Annotated in this window: 16 protein-coding genes and 1 tRNA gene; 7 read left to right on the top strand and 10 right to left on the bottom strand. The window is 68.9% G+C overall.

Going from position 1 to position 16,717, the window contains the following annotated elements; genetic code table 11:
* Positions 1-44: 44 nt before the first annotated feature.
* Complete coding sequence (gene crgA, locus ACGFT2_RS24680) at positions 45-302, bottom strand: cell division protein CrgA (RefSeq protein WP_393281831.1); 258 nt, start codon at positions 300-302, stop codon at positions 45-47.
* A 151-nt stretch (positions 303-453) separates the two neighbouring features.
* Here crgA and ACGFT2_RS24675 point away from each other — a divergent pair, with 151 nt between their 5' ends.
* Genes ACGFT2_RS24675 through ACGFT2_RS24650 form a run of 6 tightly spaced genes read left to right on the top strand, consistent with a single transcriptional unit; the run spans position 454 to position 4,629 of the window.
* Complete coding sequence (locus tag ACGFT2_RS24675; RefSeq protein WP_393281829.1) at positions 454-1,242, top strand: DUF881 domain-containing protein; 789 nt, start codon at positions 454-456, stop codon at positions 1,240-1,242.
* Between the two features lie 24 nt (positions 1,243-1,266).
* A complete protein-coding gene (locus tag ACGFT2_RS24670) occupies positions 1,267-1,956 on the top strand; it encodes a class E sortase (protein WP_393281827.1) in 690 nt (229 codons plus the stop codon).
* Positions 1,957-1,973: 17 nt separating this feature from the next.
* Positions 1,974-2,171 (top strand): hypothetical protein, encoded by a 198-nt coding sequence (locus ACGFT2_RS24665; RefSeq protein WP_393282228.1) that lies wholly within the window; start codon positions 1,974-1,976, stop codon positions 2,169-2,171.
* The gene (locus tag ACGFT2_RS24660; protein WP_311126650.1) at positions 2,168-2,806 is read left to right on the top strand and encodes an aminodeoxychorismate/anthranilate synthase component II; all 639 of its coding nucleotides are present in this window, start codon (positions 2,168-2,170) and stop codon (positions 2,804-2,806) included. The genes ACGFT2_RS24665 and ACGFT2_RS24660 overlap by 4 nt, the downstream gene beginning before the upstream one ends.
* Positions 2,803-3,852 (top strand): class E sortase, encoded by a 1,050-nt coding sequence (locus ACGFT2_RS24655; protein WP_393281824.1) that lies wholly within the window; start codon positions 2,803-2,805, stop codon positions 3,850-3,852. Before ACGFT2_RS24660 ends, ACGFT2_RS24655 begins: the two co-directional genes overlap by 4 nt.
* Before the next feature lie 27 nt (positions 3,853-3,879).
* Complete coding sequence (locus tag ACGFT2_RS24650; RefSeq protein ID WP_393281822.1) at positions 3,880-4,629, top strand: class E sortase; 750 nt, start codon at positions 3,880-3,882, stop codon at positions 4,627-4,629.
* A gap of 191 nt (positions 4,630-4,820) precedes the next feature.
* Here the strand turns inward: ACGFT2_RS24650 and pknB are convergent, their stop codons facing one another.
* From pknB to ACGFT2_RS24620, 6 genes are all read right to left on the bottom strand, one after another.
* Entirely contained in the window at positions 4,821-6,815 is a 1,995-nt protein-coding gene (pknB, locus tag ACGFT2_RS24645; protein WP_393281820.1) for a Stk1 family PASTA domain-containing Ser/Thr kinase, read from the bottom strand.
* Positions 6,816-7,029: 214 nt separating this feature from the next.
* Positions 7,030-8,508: a peptidoglycan D,D-transpeptidase FtsI family protein gene (locus ACGFT2_RS24640; RefSeq protein WP_393281818.1), complete on the bottom strand. Its 1,479-nt coding sequence runs from the start codon at positions 8,506-8,508 to the stop codon at positions 7,030-7,032.
* Entirely contained in the window at positions 8,505-9,929 is a 1,425-nt protein-coding gene (locus ACGFT2_RS24635; protein ID WP_393281816.1) for an FtsW/RodA/SpoVE family cell cycle protein, read from the bottom strand. The genes ACGFT2_RS24640 and ACGFT2_RS24635 overlap by 4 nt, the downstream gene beginning before the upstream one ends.
* 27 nt (positions 9,930-9,956) lie before the next feature.
* The gene (locus ACGFT2_RS24630) at positions 9,957-11,504 is read right to left on the bottom strand and encodes a Stp1/IreP family PP2C-type Ser/Thr phosphatase (protein WP_393282200.1); all 1,548 of its coding nucleotides are present in this window, start codon (positions 11,502-11,504) and stop codon (positions 9,957-9,959) included.
* A 140-nt stretch (positions 11,505-11,644) separates the two neighbouring features.
* Complete coding sequence (locus ACGFT2_RS24625; protein WP_393281814.1) at positions 11,645-12,160, bottom strand: FHA domain-containing protein; 516 nt, start codon at positions 12,158-12,160, stop codon at positions 11,645-11,647.
* A 10-nt stretch (positions 12,161-12,170) separates the two neighbouring features.
* On the bottom strand, positions 12,171-13,052 hold the full coding sequence (locus tag ACGFT2_RS24620) for an FhaA domain-containing protein (protein WP_393281812.1): 882 nt from the start codon (positions 13,050-13,052) through the stop codon (positions 12,171-12,173).
* A 438-nt stretch (positions 13,053-13,490) separates the two neighbouring features.
* Here ACGFT2_RS24620 and ACGFT2_RS24615 point away from each other — a divergent pair.
* Positions 13,491-13,574 (top strand) — tRNA-Leu (locus ACGFT2_RS24615).
* 349 nt (positions 13,575-13,923) lie between these two features.
* Here ACGFT2_RS24615 and ACGFT2_RS24610 read toward each other — a convergent pair.
* The 3 genes from ACGFT2_RS24610 to ACGFT2_RS24600 are packed head-to-tail and all read right to left on the bottom strand — an operon-like array spanning position 13,924 to position 16,633.
* Positions 13,924-14,670 carry an ABC transporter ATP-binding protein gene (locus ACGFT2_RS24610; protein WP_393281810.1) on the bottom strand — a complete coding sequence of 249 codons (747 nt, stop codon included), beginning with the start codon at positions 14,668-14,670 and terminating at the stop codon, positions 13,924-13,926.
* Between the two features lie 11 nt (positions 14,671-14,681).
* A complete protein-coding gene (locus tag ACGFT2_RS24605) occupies positions 14,682-15,263 on the bottom strand; it encodes a hypothetical protein (protein ID WP_393281808.1) in 582 nt (193 codons plus the stop codon).
* On the bottom strand, positions 15,260-16,633 hold the full coding sequence (locus tag ACGFT2_RS24600) for a hypothetical protein (protein ID WP_393281806.1): 1,374 nt from the start codon (positions 16,631-16,633) through the stop codon (positions 15,260-15,262). The genes ACGFT2_RS24605 and ACGFT2_RS24600 overlap by 4 nt, the downstream gene beginning before the upstream one ends.
* Between the last annotated feature and the right edge of the window lie 84 nt (positions 16,634-16,717).

Here is a 16,717-nt window from a genome sequence, read left to right as displayed (position 1 = left end):
GTGGATAGCCGTGGGCAGAGCTGCCGTGGGAGCGCTGGTGAGGGCTACTTCCACTGCGTGGAGACACCGAAGCCGGCGGCGATGAAGCCGAAGCCGACCACGATGTTCCAGTTGTCCAGCGCGTCGATGGGCAGTGAGCCGTCGGTCACATAGAAGACGACGATCCAGGCCAGGCCGATGAGGAACATGGCCAGCATGACGGGCGCGACCCAGGAACGGCTGGTCAGCTTGATCGCCTGAGCCTGCCTGGCCGCCGCCGGCGGCGTGTAGTCGGCCTTCTTGCGGATACGTGACTTCGGCACGAGGGTCTCTCCTGTCGATGCGCTGCGTGGCCGCGCAGGTAACTGGGTCGGGCTCGGGCAGCGTACAAGGGGCCGACCTGACGACTCTGTCCGCTCCCCCGGGCGTCCGTTAGCGTAGTGCTTCCGTGGCGCCGAAGGAGATAAGGGTACGTTGAGCAATTCTGCCGACTCCCCCGGGACGGGATCAACGGGTGCCGGACCCGGAGCCAAGCCGCGCGTCCGGCCGGTGCGGATACTGACGGCGGCCGTCTTCGCCCTGGCGGGGCTCATCTTCTTCACCAGCTTCGACACGGCCAAGGGCACCGACATCCGGCAGGACGCCTCCCTGCTCAAGCTGTCGGACCTGATCCAGGAGCGCAGCCGCAAGAACAAGGAGCTGGACGAGTCCAACGGGTCCCTGCGCGACAACGTGGACTCGCTCGCCGAGAGCGACGACGGCAGCAGCAAGGCCCAGGACGAGAAGCTCAGCGGTCTGGAGAAGAACGCGGGCACCGACAAGCTGACCGGCAGGGCGATCTCCGTCACGCTGAACGACGCGCCGCCCGACGCCACCGCCAAGCTCCCCGGCTACCCCGAGCCGCAGCCCGACTACCTGGTCATCCACCAGCAGGACCTGCAGGCCGTGGTGAACGCTCTGTGGCAGGGCGGCGCCAAGGGCATCAGGGTCATGGACCAGCGGCTGATCTCCACCAGCGCCGTGCGCTGCGTCGGCAACACCCTGATCCTCCAGGGACGCGTCTACTCCCCGCCGTACAAGATCACGGCGGTCGGGGACCCGGGGAAGCTGCAGCAGGCGCTCGCGGCGAGCAAGGCGATCCAGACCTACATGGTCTACGTCAACGTCTACGGCCTCGGCTGGAAAGTGACCGATGACGGGACGGTGACTCTGCCCGGCTACTCGGGCACAGTGGATCTGCACTACGCGAAGCCCGTGGAGTAGCCGGGTCCCAGTCAGGAGCCGCCGGTGCGCGTGATCGTCAGAACAGTCAGCGAACTGTGCATCACCGTCGGCACCCTGATCGTGCTCTTCGTGGGCTATCTGCTGTTCTGGACCGGCGTGCGGGCCGACAACGCCATGAGCGACCAGATCGACCGGCTGCACCGGCAGTGGTCGACGGGTGCCGTCCGGCCGGAGGACGCGGTGGGCGGCCGGACCGTGACCGTGCGGGAACCGGAGCCGTACCACCCCGGCAAGGCCTTCGCGATCATGTACATCCCGCGGCTCGGTTTCACGTGGAACAAACCGGTGCTGGAAGGCACCGGCACGGACGTGCTGAAGAAGGGCCTGGCCCACTACTCCGGGACGGCCCGGCTCGGTCAGGAGGGCAACTTCGCGGTCGCCGGGCACCGGCGCACGTACGGGGACCCGTTCAAGGACTTCCCGCTGCTGCGTCCGGGTGACGCGGTGGTGCTCACGGACGGTACGACCTGGTTCACCTACCGGATCGACAAAGGGCCCTACAAAACCGTTCCCACGGACGTCGAGGCGATCGACCCTGTGCCCCGTATTTCCGGGTACACGCGCCCGGGCCGGTACCTGACGCTGACCACGTGTGATCCGGAATGGGGACACAGTCACCGGCTGATCGTCTGGGCGCACCTCGACGCCACACAGCCTGTGGAGGCAGGCGAACCGAGGGCTCTGCGCCGTTAGTCTGGTGGCGTTACGGCGTGAGTCTGGTGCCGTGGGGATACGAAAGGGACGGCATGTACGGCTGGATCTGGCGGCATCTGCCGGGGAACGCGTGGGTGAAGGCGCTGGTCTCACTCGTACTGGGCCTGGCCGTGATCTACGTCCTCTTCCAGTACGTCTTCCCGTGGGCCGAACCGCTCCTGCCCTTCAACGATGTGACGGTGGACAACCAGTGAGTGCGCGGATTCTCGTCGTGGACAACTACGACAGCTTCGTCTTCAACCTCGTCCAGTACCTGTACCAGCTGGGCGCCGAGTGCGAGGTGCTGCGCAACGACGAGGTGTCGACCGCGCACGCCCAGGACGGCTTCGACGGGGTCCTGCTCTCGCCCGGACCCGGCACGCCGGAGCAGGCCGGGGTGTGCGTGGACATGGTCCGCCACTGCGCCGCGACCGGCGTGCCGGTCTTCGGCGTGTGCCTCGGCATGCAGTCGATGCAGGTGGCGTACGGCGGTGTGGTCGACCGGGCACCGGAGCTGCTGCACGGCAAGACCTCGCCCGTCGAGCACGGGGGCAAGGGCGTCTTCGCGGGTCTGCCCTCCCCCTTCACCGCGACCCGGTACCACTCCCTGGCCGCCGAACCGGCCACGGTCCCGGCCGAGCTGGAAGTCACCGCCCGCACGCACGACGGCATCGTCATGGGCCTGCGCCACCGGGAACTCCCGGTCGAGGGCGTGCAGTTCCACCCCGAGTCGGTGCTGACCGAGCACGGGCACCGGATGCTGGCCAACTGGCTGGTGGAATGCGGCGACCAGGGCGCCGTGGCGAGGTCGGCGGGGCTCGCCCCGGTGGTGGGCAGGGCCACGGCGTGACCGCGCTGCGCCCCGAGCGTGAGGACTTGTACGGCGAGAGCCCGTACGAGTCCCACGACGGTGCGCCGAGGGCCGGTCGCGGTGCGGGTCGCCATGCCCGCGCCGACGACGAGACGATGGCGCTGCGGATCCCGGAGCCGGGGCGCCGTGGCCCCGACCGCGCCGCCGTAGGCGGCTCTGGGGCCTCATCGGCTGCTTCCGCCACCGGAATCACGCCCGGCGGCCGCGCGGCCCGCAGAAAGGCCGCCAGGCGCCGTGGCGGCCGTCATGGCGGGAACCGGGAGCAAGCGCCGCCGCCGGGTGCCGCGGCGGCCTCGCCGCCCGGTCGGCCGCTGTCCCGGGTGGAGGCCCGGCGGCAGGCGCGGCTGCGCAAGCCCGGCCCGGCCGTCATCGCGAGCCGGGCGATCGGCGAGGTGTTCATCACCACCGGCGTGCTGATGCTGCTGTTCGTCACCTACCAGCTGTGGTGGACCAACGTCCGCGCGCACGCGCAGGCCGGCAGCGAGACGCACCAGCTCCAGGACGACTGGGCGAGCGGCAAGCGGAACCCGGGCGTCTTCGCGCCGGGGCAGGGCTTCGCCATCCTGCACATCCCCAGGCTGGACGTCGTCGCGCCGATCGCGGAGGGCGTCAGCAACAAGCGGGTGCTCGACAAGGGCATGGTCGGGCACTACGGCGAGGGCGCGCTGAAGACCGCGATGCCTGGCGCCAAGACCGGGAACTTCGGTCTCGCGGCACACCGCAACACGCACGGTGAGCCGTTCCGCTACATCAACCGGCTCTCGCGCGGCGACGCCGTCGTGGTCGAGACGCAGGACGAGTACTTCGTCTACAAGGTCACCTCGACGCTGCCGGTGACACCGCCGTCCAACACGAGCGTGCTGAAGCCCGTACCGCCCGGCTCGGGCTTCACGGAGCCCGGCCGCTACATCACGCTCACCACCTGTACGCCGGAGTTCACCAGCAAGTACCGGCTGATCGTCTGGGGCAAGATGGTCGAGGAACGCCCGCGCGACAAGGGCAAGCCGGACGCGCTCATCGAGTAGGGCTCATCGAGTAAGGGCAGAGGAACTGTGGCAGCGACCGCCGACGAGACCGAATCACACACGGACGCGTCCGAGCCGGATCCCGGCCCGCGCCGGCGCCCCGGGCGGATCGCCCTGGCGGTCAGCGTCTTCGGCGAACTCCTCATCACGGCGGGCGTGTTGCTCGGCCTGTTCGTCGTCTACTCCCTGTGGTGGACGAACGTCATAGCGGACCGCAAGGCCGACCGGCAGGCCGACAAGGTCCGCGACCACTGGGCGGCCACGGTCTCCGGCCCCGGCGCGCTGGACACCAAGGACGGCATCGGCTTCCTGCACGTGCCGGCCATGCGGAACGGCGAGGTGCTGGTCGAGAAGGGCACGGACGCGGACGTCCTGAACGACGGCGTGGCCGGCTACTACACGGACCCCGACAAGGCCGTGCTCCCCATGTCCGGCAAGAAGGGCAACTTCACCCTCGCCGCCCACCGGGACGGCCACGGCGCGAAGTTCCACAACATCGACAAGCTCGCCAAGGGCGACCCGATCGTCTTCGAGACGAAGGACGACTGGTACGTCTACAAGGTCTACTCGGTCCTCTCCGAGACCTCGAAGTACAACGTCGACGTCCTGTCGCAGATCCCCGAGGAATCGGGCAGGAAGAAGGCCGGCCACTACATCACGCTGACGACCTGCACCCCGGTCTACACGAGCCGCTACCGCTACGTGGTCTGGGGCGAACTGGTCCGCGTGGAGAAGGTGGACGGCAAGCGGACCCCACCGAAGGAACTGCGCGGCTGAGCCACGGCCTCCGGTACGGGTGAAGCCCTCCGGTATGGATGAACTCCTCTGATACGGGTGAAGGTGCCCGTTACGGTGAAGGTTCCCGGTACGGGTGAAGGTGCCCGGTGCGGGTGAAGGCCCCGGTACGGGTGAAGGCCCCCGGCATCCTCGGATGCCGGGGGCCTTCGGCCTTCACCGTCGGTGGCGCGTCAGCCGTTGATGCCGCCGAAGATGCCGCCGTTGTCGTTGTTGCCGTTGTCCCCGCCGCCGAAGCCGACGGTGGTCAGGACGATCTGGGCGGTCGCCGGGTCGGCCTGGGTGCCCTGCTGCGGGGTCTGGCTGAGGACCCGCGCTTTGTCGTCACCCGGGCCGCTGACCTGGATGTTGTTGAATCCCTTGCCCTGCAGGATCTGCTTGGCGTCCTTCAGGGTCTGACCCTGGACGTTGGGCACGTCCGTCTGGGTGGGCTGCTGGACCTTGCCGACGTTGACCGCGACGGGCGTGTTCTTGGAGACCTGCTGGCCCGCCTGCGGGTTCGTCGACAGCACCTTGCCGTCGTCGTCCGGGTTGGCGGTGGCGGTGTCGTTGCAGGTGGGCACCAGGCCCAGCCCCTGCAGCTCCGCCTTGGCCTCGTCACAGGACTTGCCGACCAGGTCGTTGGGGACGGTGACCTTCTCCTCCGCCTTGGCGACGGTGAGGGTGATCGTGGAGCCCTTCTGCCTGCTCGTCCCGCCCTCCGGGTCCTGGGACAGGACCACGTCGGGCGTCTGCGGGGAGACCTTGGTCCTCTTCTCGACGACGAAGCCCTTCTCCTTGAGCTGGGCCTCGGCCTGGGCGAACTGGGCGCCCCGCACGTCCGGCACCGCGATCTTCGGAGCACCCTTGGAGATCACCAGGCCGACGGTGGAGTTCTTGTCCACCTTCGTCCCGGCGTCACGGTCCTGCCTGCAGACCCGGCCCGCGGGCTGGTCGGCGCAGGCCTCCTTGGTGATCGACACCTTCAGGTCGACGTTGTCGGCCATCTTCTCGGCCGTCTTCTGCGGCTGGCCGATGAAGGTGGGCACCGTCACCTTGCCGTCGCCCGCGTTGCCCCCGCTGAACGCCCACTTGCTGATCAGGACCGCGCCGACCAGGACCAGGATGCCCGCGACCACCAGGAGGATCGTGGAGGTGCTGGACTTCTTCTGCTGCTGGCGCCGGCGGTCGGGGCGGTCGTCGTAGCCGTAGCCGCCGTCGTCCGGGTTCATCGGCGGGAGCATGGAGGTCGCTCCCGCGCCGGCGTCCGAGCGCAGGGCGGTGGTCGCCTGGTCGTCGGGGTAGCCGCCGTAGCCGACCGCACCCATGGCGGCCGTGGCCGCGACCGGCTGGCCGTCGAGGCAGGCCTCGATGTCGGCCCGCATCTCGTCCGCCGACTGGTAACGGTAGTTCGGGTCCTTGACCAGCGCCTTCAGGACGATGGCGTCCATCTCGGGCGTGATCTCGGGGTCGAAGACCGACGGCGCCTGCGGCTCCTCGCGGACGTGCTGGTAGGCCACGGCCACGGGGGAGTCGCCCACGAACGGGGGACGGACCGTCAGCAGCTCGTAGAGCAGACAACCGGTCGAGTAGAGGTCCGAGCGGGCGTCGACCTGCTCGCCCTTCGCCTGCTCCGGCGAGAGGTACTGGGCCGTGCCGATGACCGCCGCGGTCTGCGTCATGGTCATGCCGGAGTCACCCATCGCACGGGCGATACCGAAGTCCATCACCTTGACCTGGCCGTTGCGCGTCAGCATGACGTTGGCCGGCTTGATGTCACGGTGGACGATGCCGTTGCGATGGGCGTACTCCAGGCCCTGGAGGATGCCGATGGTCATCTCCATCGCACGCTCGGGCAGGAGCTTGCGGCCGGAGTGCAGCAGCTCACGGAGCGTGGAGCCGTCCACGTACTCCATCACGATGTACGGGATCGAGACCCCGTCGATGTAGTCCTCGCCCGTGTCGTAGACCGCGACGATCGCGGGATGGTTGAGCGAGGCGGCCGACTGGGCCTCCCGGCGGAAGCGGGCCTGGAAGGACGGGTCACGCGCGAGATCCGCGCGCAGCGTCTTCACCGCCACGGTGCGGCCGAGCCGGGTGTCATGCGCGAGGTAGACCTCAGCCATGCCACCACGGCCGAGCACCTGGCCCAGCTCGTACCGGCCGCCGAGGCGACGCGGCTCTTCCATAGCTACCTACCAGCCCTCTCCGTCGGTCTCGGCCGTCACATCCGTGTGCGTCCGAGGCTGCCGTCCGGGCCTACGGTACCCGGCTCGCTTTGTATGACCTGGCCAAGCCCGGAACCCGATACAGGACCGGTATCGCAACGTGCATCGATGTGAAGGTGATGTGAGCGGGTTCACTGTGCTGAGCCGGTCGTCCCACATCCAGGGGCCGGGAGACTCACTTCTTGGATTTGATGACCGCCTCCATCACGTTCTTGGCGATCGGCGCGGCCAGGCCGCCACCGGAGATGTCGTCACGGTTGGCGTTCTCGTCCTCGATCACCACGGCCACCGCGACCGGCGAGCTGCCGTCGGGCATCTTGGCGTAGGAGATGAACCACGCGTACGGGTTCGCGCTGTTCGCCACACCGTGCTGAGCGGTACCGGTCTTGCCGCCGACGGTGGCGCCGCTGATCCGGGCGTTCGTACCGGTGCCCTTCTCGACCACCGTCTCCATCATTCCCTGCAGGATCTGCGCGTTCGACGGCGACAGCGGGCGGCTCAGCTCCTCCGGATCGGTCTTGGCGACCGGGTCCGCGTTGGAGGACTGCAGCGTGTCGACCATGTACGGCTTCATCAGCTTGCCGTCGTTGGCGACCGCCGAGGCAACCATGGCCATCTGCAGCGGGGTGGCGGCGGTGTTGTACTGACCGATGGAGGACAGCGCGGTCTGCGACGGGTTCATGTCGTCGGAGAACACCGAGGCGTTGGAGCGGACCGGGGTGAACTGCTCGGAGTCGAAGCCGAACTTCTTCGCCTCGGCCAGCATCTTGTCGTTGCCGAGGTCGGCGCCGACCTTGCCGAAGACCGTGTTGCAGGAGTACTGCAGGGCGGTCCGCATCGTGGCGTCCTTGCAGGGGATGCTGCCCTCGTTCTTCAGCTGCGTGGTGGTGCCCGGCATGGTCCACGGAAGCGGCGACCTGGTCTTCTCGTCGGCCGACTTGTACAGCCCGTTCTCCAGCGCGGCCGCCGCGGTGACCACCTTGAAGGTGGAGCCCGGCGGGTAGGTCTCGCGCAGTGCCCGGTTCAGCATCGGGTCGGCGGGGTTGTTCTTCTTCTGCAGCTTGTTCCAGGCCTTCGTGTCGGTGCCGAGGGAGTTGCCCGCGAAGGACGAGGGGTCGTACGACGGGTAGGAGGCCAGCGCGAGTATCTTGCCGGTGGACGGATCCAGGGCGACGACGGCGCCCTTGCCGTTCTGCCTGGCCAGCCCGTCGTACGCCGCCTTCTGCGCGGCGGCGTTCAGGGTGGTGACGACGTTGCCGCCCTGCTGCTCCTTGCCGGTGACCATGTCGAGGGTCTTCCGGAAGAACAGACGGTCGTCGTTGCCGGTCAGGATGCCGTCTTCGATGGACTCCAGCTGGGTCGCGCCGAAGGCCTGCGAGGCGTAACCGGTGACGGGCGCCCACATGGCGCCGTTCTTATATGTGCGCTTGTACTTGAAGTCGCTGCTCGAGGATTCCTTCGACCCGGTGATCGCCTTGCCGTCCACGATGATGTCGCCGCGCGGATTCGCGTAGCGCTCGATGGAGACACGGCGGTTGTGGGTGTTCGTCTGCAGCGCGTCGGCCTGGACGTACTGGATCCAGTTGTCGCGGATGAGGAGCGCGAGGATGAGCAGTCCGCAGAAGATCGAGATTCGGCGCAGTGGCTTGTTCACGGGCGGACCACCTGGGTCATCTCGGCGTCAGGATTGGAAGCGGGGGCCGGGGCCGGGCGGCGTGCCGTGTCGCTGATGCGCAGCAGAATGCCGATGAGGGCCCAGTTCGCGATGACGGAGGAACCGCCGTACGCCACGAAGGGCATCGTCATGCCGGACAGCGGGATGAGGCCCATCACGCCGCCGGCGACCACGAAGACCTGAATGGCGAAGGCGCTGGACAGGCCGACGCCGAGCAGCTTGCCGAACGGGTCGCGGGCTGCGAGCGCGGTGCGGATGCCCCGCTCGACGATCAGGCCGTAGAGCAGCAGGACCGCCATCACACCCGCCAGGCCCATCTCCTCGCCGAAGGTGGCGAAGATGAAGTCCGAGTTGGCCGCGAAACCGATGAGGTCGGAGTTGCCCTGGCCCAGGCCGGTGCCCATGACACCGCCCGAGCCGAAGGACATCAGTGACTGGGCGACCTGGTCGCTCTGCGCCATCACCGTGTCGGAGAAGGGGTGCAGCCAGGCCTGTACACGCTGCTGGACGTGCGGCTCGAAGGAGCCGACGCCCACCGCGCCGACCGCGGACATCATGAGACCGAAGACGATCCAGCTGGTGCGCTCGGTGGCGACGTACAGGACGACGACGAACATGCCGAAGAACAGCAGCGAGGTACCGAGGTCGGTCTCGAACACCAGGATGAGCAGGCTCATCGCCCAGACGGTGAGGATCGGGCCGAGGTCCCGGCCGCGGGGCAGGTACAGACCCATGAAGCGGCGGCTGGCCAGGGCCAGGGCATCTCTCTTCACCATGAGATAGCCGGAGAAGAAGATCGCGATGATGATCTTGGCGAACTCGCCGGGCTGGATGGTGAAGCCACCGATGCTGATCCAGATCTTGGCTCCGTTGACGGCCGGGAAGAAGACCGGGGCCACGAGCAGGACGAGTGCCGTGACCATGGAGATGTAGGTATAGCGCTGCAGGATGCGGTGATCCTTCAGGAACACGATGATCACCGCGAAGAACGCGATGCCGAGTGCCGAGTACAGCAGCTGCTTGGGCGCGTCGGGGCTGAACCCGTGGAAGAGGATCTTGGCGCGTTGCTGAAGCCGCGGCGACTGGTCCAACCGCCAGATCACCACGAGTCCCAGCCCGTTCAGCAATGTCGCGAGCGGCAGCAGCAACGGGTCGGCGTATCGCGCGTACCGTCGAACGACGAGATGGGCGACACCGGCCAGCAGGCCGAGGCCCATGCCGTAGCCGAGAAGGCCCGTCGGGACCGAACCGTCCATGGCCAGGCCCACGTTGGCGTAGGCGAACACCGGGATGGCCACGGCGAAGACCAGCAGGGCCAGCTCGGTGTTGCGACGGCTCGGTGCGCCGATCGCGCCGATCGTGGACGTGTGGTGCGCCGGCGAATTGGAAGTACTGCTCATCGTGTGACAGGGCCTCTCACGGCGTGCCTACTGCGTGCCGCACTGATTGACGACCTTCTGCTCATCCTCGGAAAGGCTCGGGCCGGGTTTGGGAGTGGCGGTCGCGGACGGGTTCGGAGACGTCGAGGGCGAGCCCGTGGGCTTCGACGACGCCGACGGGTTCGGCGACGGTGATGCCTTGGACGGGAAGGAGACACGGGTGGTTCCCGTCGCCCCTCCGGTCCCGCCCCGGCTCGCCTCGGAGGGCTTCCCGTTCGGGACGGCCGCGCGCTCCGCCTGCTTCCGGCACGCCGAGGCCTGCACGGACAGCGCCTTGATCTTCGTCCGGGCCTGCTGGAGGCCTTCCGCCGTGATCGTGTTCCGGACCTGCTTCTGCTGGTAGGGCGGCAGGTACTTGAGTTCGATCTCGGGGTGGTCCGCGTCCACCTTCGACAGCGAGACCCAGGCCAGGTCCTGGCTGATCCCGCGGTACAGCGCGACGTGCTCGCCGTTGGCGCCGACGTAGTACTGCGTCTGCGTCCAGCGGTAGCCGCCGTACAGACCGCCGCCGATGACGGCGAGGGCGAGGGCGCCGTAGAGAGATCTCTTCAGCCACCTGCGCCGGGGGCGCGGCTTGGTGAAGTCGCCGTCGGCGTAGTCGTCGAAGTTCCCGTCCGGGGTGTAGCCGGTGGTGTCGCCGGAGCCGGGCGGCCCGAACTCGCCGCCACCGCCGTGGCCCTGCCGCCCCAGGTGGGAGGCGCGGCCGGCCGGGGTCTGCATGATGCCGTTGTCGTGCAGGTGGTGCTGGTTCTCGGCGACGGCGCCCACCACGACCGGCTGGTCGGACAGCTGCCCGGCGAGGGTGTCGCCGGTGTCCAGGTCCAGGACGTCGGCGATGATGACGGTGATGTTGTCGGGGCCGCCGCCGCGCAGCGCGAGCTGGATCAGCTCCTGCACGGTCTCCTGCGGGCCCTGGTAGCTGGCGAGCGTCTCCTCCATCGTCTGGTGGGAGACGACGCCGGACAGGCCGTCGGAGCAGATCAGATAGCGGTCGCCGGCCCGCACCTCGCGGATGGACAGGTCCGGCTCGACGTGGTCGCCGCTGCCGAGCGCGCGCATCAGCAGGGAGCGCTGCGGGTGGGTGGTGGCCTCTTCCTCGGTGATCCGGCCCTCGTCGACGAGCCGCTGCACCCAGGTGTGGTCCTGGGTGATCTGGGTCAGCACGCCGTCCCGCAGCAGATAGGCGCGCGAGTCGCCGACGTGCACCAGACCGAGCCGCTGGCCGGTCCACAGCAGGGCGGTCAGGGTGGTCCCCATGCCCTCCAGCTGGGGGTCCTCCTCCACGAGGGAGCGCAGCTGGTCGTTGGCGCGCTGCACGGCCTGGCTGAGGGAGGTGAGGATGTCGGAGCCGGGCACGTCGTCGTCGAGCGTGACCAGGGTGGAGATGACCTCGGAGGAGGCGACCTCGCCGGCCGCCTGGCCGCCCATGCCGTCGGCGATCGCGAGGAGGCGGGGACCGGCGTAACCGGAGTCCTCGTTGCCCTCCCGGATCATGCCCTTGTGCGATCCGGCGGCGAAGCGCAGTGACAGACTCATGCGCACCTCGCCCGTCGGCTCCGGGTACAGCCGGTCGTGTCGAGCCACACTGCCCACCCTCCGGTCGGGAGCGCGCCGGAGACCGGGTGGCGGCCTGCCGCTGCGTGCTCGCTCCGCTCGCGCTCACTCATGACGTAGCACTACTTCCGCAGCTCGATGACGGTCTTGCCGATGCGGATCGGCCCGCCCAGCGGGATCGGCGTGGGAGTCGTCAGCCGGGCCCGGTCCAGGTACGTGCCGTTGGTGGAGCCGAGGTCCTCGACGATCCACTGGCCGTCGCGGTCGGGGTAGATCCTGGCATGGCGGCTGGAGGCGTAGTCGTCGTCCAGCACGATCGTTGAGTCGTGCGCCCGGCCCAGGGTGATCGTCTGGCCCTGCAGCGCGACCGTGGTGCCGGTCAGTGTGCCTTCGGTCACCACCAGCTTGGTGGGGGCGTTGCGGCGCTGCCGGCCGCCGCCCTGATGGCCGCGCTGCGGCGGGGGCGTGGCCTGCTGCCGGGCCGCCTGCTGCGGGCGGGCGGCTTCCCTGCGCGAGGCGCGCTGAGTGACGCGCGTACCGAACAGGTCGCTCCGGATGACCTGCACGGCCACGATCACGAACAGCCACAGTACGGCCAGGAAACCCAACCGCATGACCGTGAGGGTCAGCTCTGACATTGCCCCCGCTTCACCCTTCGGCTTGCCGGTAAATGATGGTGGTGCTGCCCACGACGATCCGCGAGCCGTCGCGGAGCGTAGCGCGGGTGGTGTGCTGCCCGTCCACCACGATGCCGTTGGTGGAGCCGAGATCCTGGATCGTCGAGGGCGTTCCGGTCCGGATCTCGCAGTGCCGGCGCGAGACGCCGGGGTCGTCGATCCGCACGTCGGCCTCGGTGCTTCGGCCCAGCACCAGCGTCGCGCGGGAGATCTGGTGGCGGGTGCCGTTGATCTCGATCCAGTAGCGGGTGCGCCCGCCGCTCATCGGGGCGGCCGCGGGCCGCTGGGTGGCGGGCTGCGGGTAGCCGTATCCGCCGGGGCGGGTGCCGGGCGGCGGCGCGGACGGCATCGGGGGCGCTCCCGCGGGCGGGGCCGGCGGGTAGCCGTAACCGCCTGGGGCGCCCGGTCCGGGACGACCGCCGGGCGGCGGCCCCGCGGGGGCCTGCGGCGCGGCCTGTGGGCCACCCTGCTGGCTGCTGGAGGAGGCGAGGGTGCGCGAGCGCACCCGGTACAGGCCGGTGTCGAGGTCCTCGGCCTTCTCCAGGTTGACCTTGATCGGCCCCATGAACGTGTAGCGCTGCTGCTTGGCGTAGTCGCGCACCATCCCGGCCAGCTCGTCGCCGAGCTGCCCGGAGTAGGGGCTGAGCCGCTCGAAGTCCGGTGTGCTCAGTTCCACGATGAAGTCGTTGGGCACGACCGTGCGGTCACGGTTCCAGATGGTGGCGTTGTTGTCGCACTCCCGCTGGAGCGCACCGGCGATCTCGACCGGCTGGACCTCGGACTTGAAGACCTTGGCGAAGGTGCCGTTCACCAGACCTTCGAGACGCTGCTCGAACTTCTTCAGGACTCCCATGGGGCACCTCCTCCGTCCCTGCCGTTTCCTTGCCTGCTGTCTGCCGCTGCCTCGCGGGTACTGCCGGTCCTGCTCACTGATCGTATCTACGCGCCCGGCAATCAGCCGGTTCCCCCAGCGGCTCCCCTTCGAACTCCTGGTACGCGTCCTGCTGCCATGGATCGTAGAGGGGGGCGAAGTCCAGTGTCCCGCACCTCGGTGTGCGCCCGGCCCTCCTCCCGGGGAGATGGCCCGTACCGGTACGAGGTTGATACGTGAACAGGCGCTCTTTACGCCGTGCCTACCGCGGCGGAGCGGGTCCGGCCCGGCCCCGCCTCGCGCGGCGGGGCGGCGCCGGGCGGCCCGGAAGGGATGTGAATCCACCCCGTACAGCGTGCTAATGTTCTGGATGTCGGAAGGGGCCAGCCCGAGAGGGTGGAACCGGAGGACACACCCAATGCGCGGGTGGCGGAATAGGCAGACGCGCTGGATTCAGGTTCCAGTGCCCGCAAGGGCGTGGGGGTTCAACTCCCCCCTCGCGCACAGAGAAACCGGGAAACGGGTCTCGCCGATGACGAAAGTCACGGCGGGGCCCGTCTCTCGTTGTAACCGGGGTTGTGAAGGATCGCACAGGCGGGTGGGGTGGGCTCCGGAGGGCGGGGGCCAGGGGTTGGGTGAGGTAAGTCACCGAGGTTACCTCCAGCCCCCGCCGGTCGCGCCTTTGGTCGCGGTCTCGAGGCCTCGTCCGGAAGCTTCCGGGAGGCGCCAGAGGGCCTGTTCGGCCCACCTGGAAGCCTGGGTGCCCGCCCTGTGGCGCCCCCAAGGGGGCCGGAGATCATCTGCTCGCTGAATCGACACCCGCCTCGGCCGCGTCGCGCGGGTGGCTGCGCCGTCACATCTGTTCGGCCGAGGCCGTGGCGACCGTGGCGTACGCCGCCTCCGCCCGTCGGACTTCCGGGGTGTCCCGGGGAGCATGCGACAGGAAGCCTTCGGTGGGGCCCGTGAAGATGATCTCTCCCCGCTGCAGAACGGTGACGTGATCGGCTTCTTCTGCGAGGTCGGCGACGTCGTGGGTGGACATGAGCACGCGTACGTCGTCCGTGGCGAGCCCGACGATCAAGTCGCGGAACACACGCCGCTGGGTGGGGTCCATCCCCGCGGTCGGCTCGTCGAGCAGGAGCGTGCCGGCTCCGTGAACCAGCGCGCAGGCGACGCCGACGCGGCGAAGCTGGCCGCCCGAGAGGTGCCGGGACTTGATGCCGGCCCTGCCGGCCATGTTGACCCGGCCGAGCGCGGTCAGCGCGGCGTCCCAGGCGTCGGTTCTGGTCATACCCTTCAGCCAGCCCGCATAGGCGACTTGCTCTCGGGCGGACAAGCCGGTCATGGGAGTGATCGTCTGCGGCATCCAGGCGACCTGCTTCCGGAAGGCGGAGCCGTGGGACGGTACGTCGCCGATGCGGACGCTGCCGGAGGAGGGAAGCTCGAGTCCGCTGCCCAGCTTCAGGAGCGTGGATTTACCGGCTCCGTTGGGGCCGAGAAGGACGGTGAAACCGTCGGGGACGGTATAGGTCAGGTCCGCCAGGATCGGGGGCTTCCGGCGCCTGTATCCGAAGGTGCAGGAATCGAACTGAATCGACACGGTGTGCTCTTTCACGTGCGGCGGGGGCGAACGTATGAGGTGAGCCCTGCGGCGAAGACGAGGAGGCACAGGGCGAGGGTGGGGAGGAATCCGGCGGGATGCAGGGTCAGCGCCCAGGGCCATGGACGGCCGACGTCCCGGTAGCCGATGAGTGTGACGGCCAGCACCCAGCCCACCGGCACGGCGGTCGCCGCCTGTTCGTGGATTCGGCGCGCCATCAGCATGAGGCCGGTCAGGAACAGGGTGTTGCGTCCCGCCATGGATGCCTCGGGCGAACCCGCCGAGACCGCGACCGTCAGCGCGGCCAGGGCGGCTGACCCGGTCAGGGTGCCGATCAGGGCGGTGTCCAGGACGCGGATGGGGCGTTGTGCCGTCCCCTCGGCCTCCGGAACCACCTGGCCGAGGCCGTGGGCGAGGGCGGAGACAACGATCAGCGGCGCCAACTGCATCAGAAACACCTGGTTGCCGGACGTGCCGATCAGTGCCGGAAGCCGGATGTACTGGTCGTGCGCCACCACGACGACGACCACGAAGGCCGTCAGTGCCGGCAGGAGAACGGCCTGGACCCGCCGCACGGTGCACCAGAGGTTCATCCCACGGCTCCTTCCACGAGACCACAGGCCTTCGCCTGTTCTCTGTCGAACCAGTCGGTCTGCTCCTTCGGCGTGAGTTTCCGTGCGTCGGAGACACGTTGATCGACCTTCGCCAGGACCTGTGCCGCGTTCTGGAAGCTGGTGGCGTATCGGTTCCGGAGCCAGGCCTGGTAGGGCTTGTCGGCGTCGACCACCGTGGCCGCCCACAGCAGGGCCGCGTCGTGGTTGACGACCCAGTCGGATTGGCCTGGCTTGAAGGAACTGGGAAAGGCGCAGGGGAACCGCACGGAGGTGACCAGGACGCCGTAGCGGACTCCGACCGGTCCGATGCTGTGCTCGGCCATTGCCTCGGACAACGGAAGCCACCACACCTGCGCGTTCGAGAGTTCTTGCCGCCGCCCGGTGAGCACACGGTCGGAGACCGTTTCCGGCACAGCCACCCGGACGCCGGCCCGGCGCAGTGCAGTGAGGGTGCTCACGACCTCGCTGCGCACGCGGGGGAGCTGGTCCACGGAGCCACCGGTCCGGGCCATGCACACACGAGGAGCGGACCCCGCGCAGCGGGCGGGCGCGTGACCCGAGCTGACCGGCCCATCGCCGTATCCCCAACCGGAGGCGGCCTGTGCACAGAGAGCCATGACCACCGGTACGGCGGCCACTGTGGTCGCCCGTAGGGTCCACTTCAGCATGCGTGCGGCCGGTAGCCACCAGGCCGCCACGGCCACGGCCACACATCCGGTGAAGAGGAACGGGACGATCAGTGTCACTGCCCTGTACTGCTCACCGAAGTCCGGTGAGGTGTCCGGGGAGCCGGACACGTGACGCAGCCACACGGGTTCCACCTGACCGGTCTTGATGATCAGGAAGAAGACGGCGACGGCGGACAGGGGGGCGGAGATCAGCCGAGGGGTGATGTGGCCCAGGCCACAGCCGATCACCGCCCATGCCACCACGAGCCCCATGCCGAGCAGAAGGGGAGACAGCGCCGGAAGGGTGGGTAGGAGACCGGTCTCCACCAGCCGCATGCCCACTGGCAGGCCGAGGACGAGCCAGCCGGCGCCGATCACGGGCGCGAGGGTATGGGCTGCGACCCGGAATCGGGACCGTCCCGGAGCCAGGCCCCACACACCGTCGTGCCTGAGCCGTCCGCCTTCCCACACGGCGAGTGCGCAGGTGACGGCGTAGGCGAAGGGGTAGAAGTAGAAAAGGGCTCGCTCCACTTGCTCGGGCGCCCACAAGGGGCCCGAGACGACGGCTTCGTAGGGTTCCCGCAGGTGCAGCACGTAGAAGAAGTAGAAGACGACGATGCCGACCCACAGGGGTGAGGTCCACACCGCCGAGCTGGTGCGCAGGCGGGCTCGAAGGTTCAACAGACGACACCGTTCTCGGAACTGGGACGGCCGGGAGACACCATGTCGGTGTCTCCCGGCCCGGATGACCCTGACGGACGCGGT

The organism is Streptomyces sp. NPDC048514 (assembly GCF_043199955.1).
Taxonomy (GTDB): Bacteria; Actinomycetota; Actinomycetes; order Streptomycetales; family Streptomycetaceae; genus Streptomyces.
This window is presented reverse-complemented; position numbering and strand designations above follow the sequence as displayed.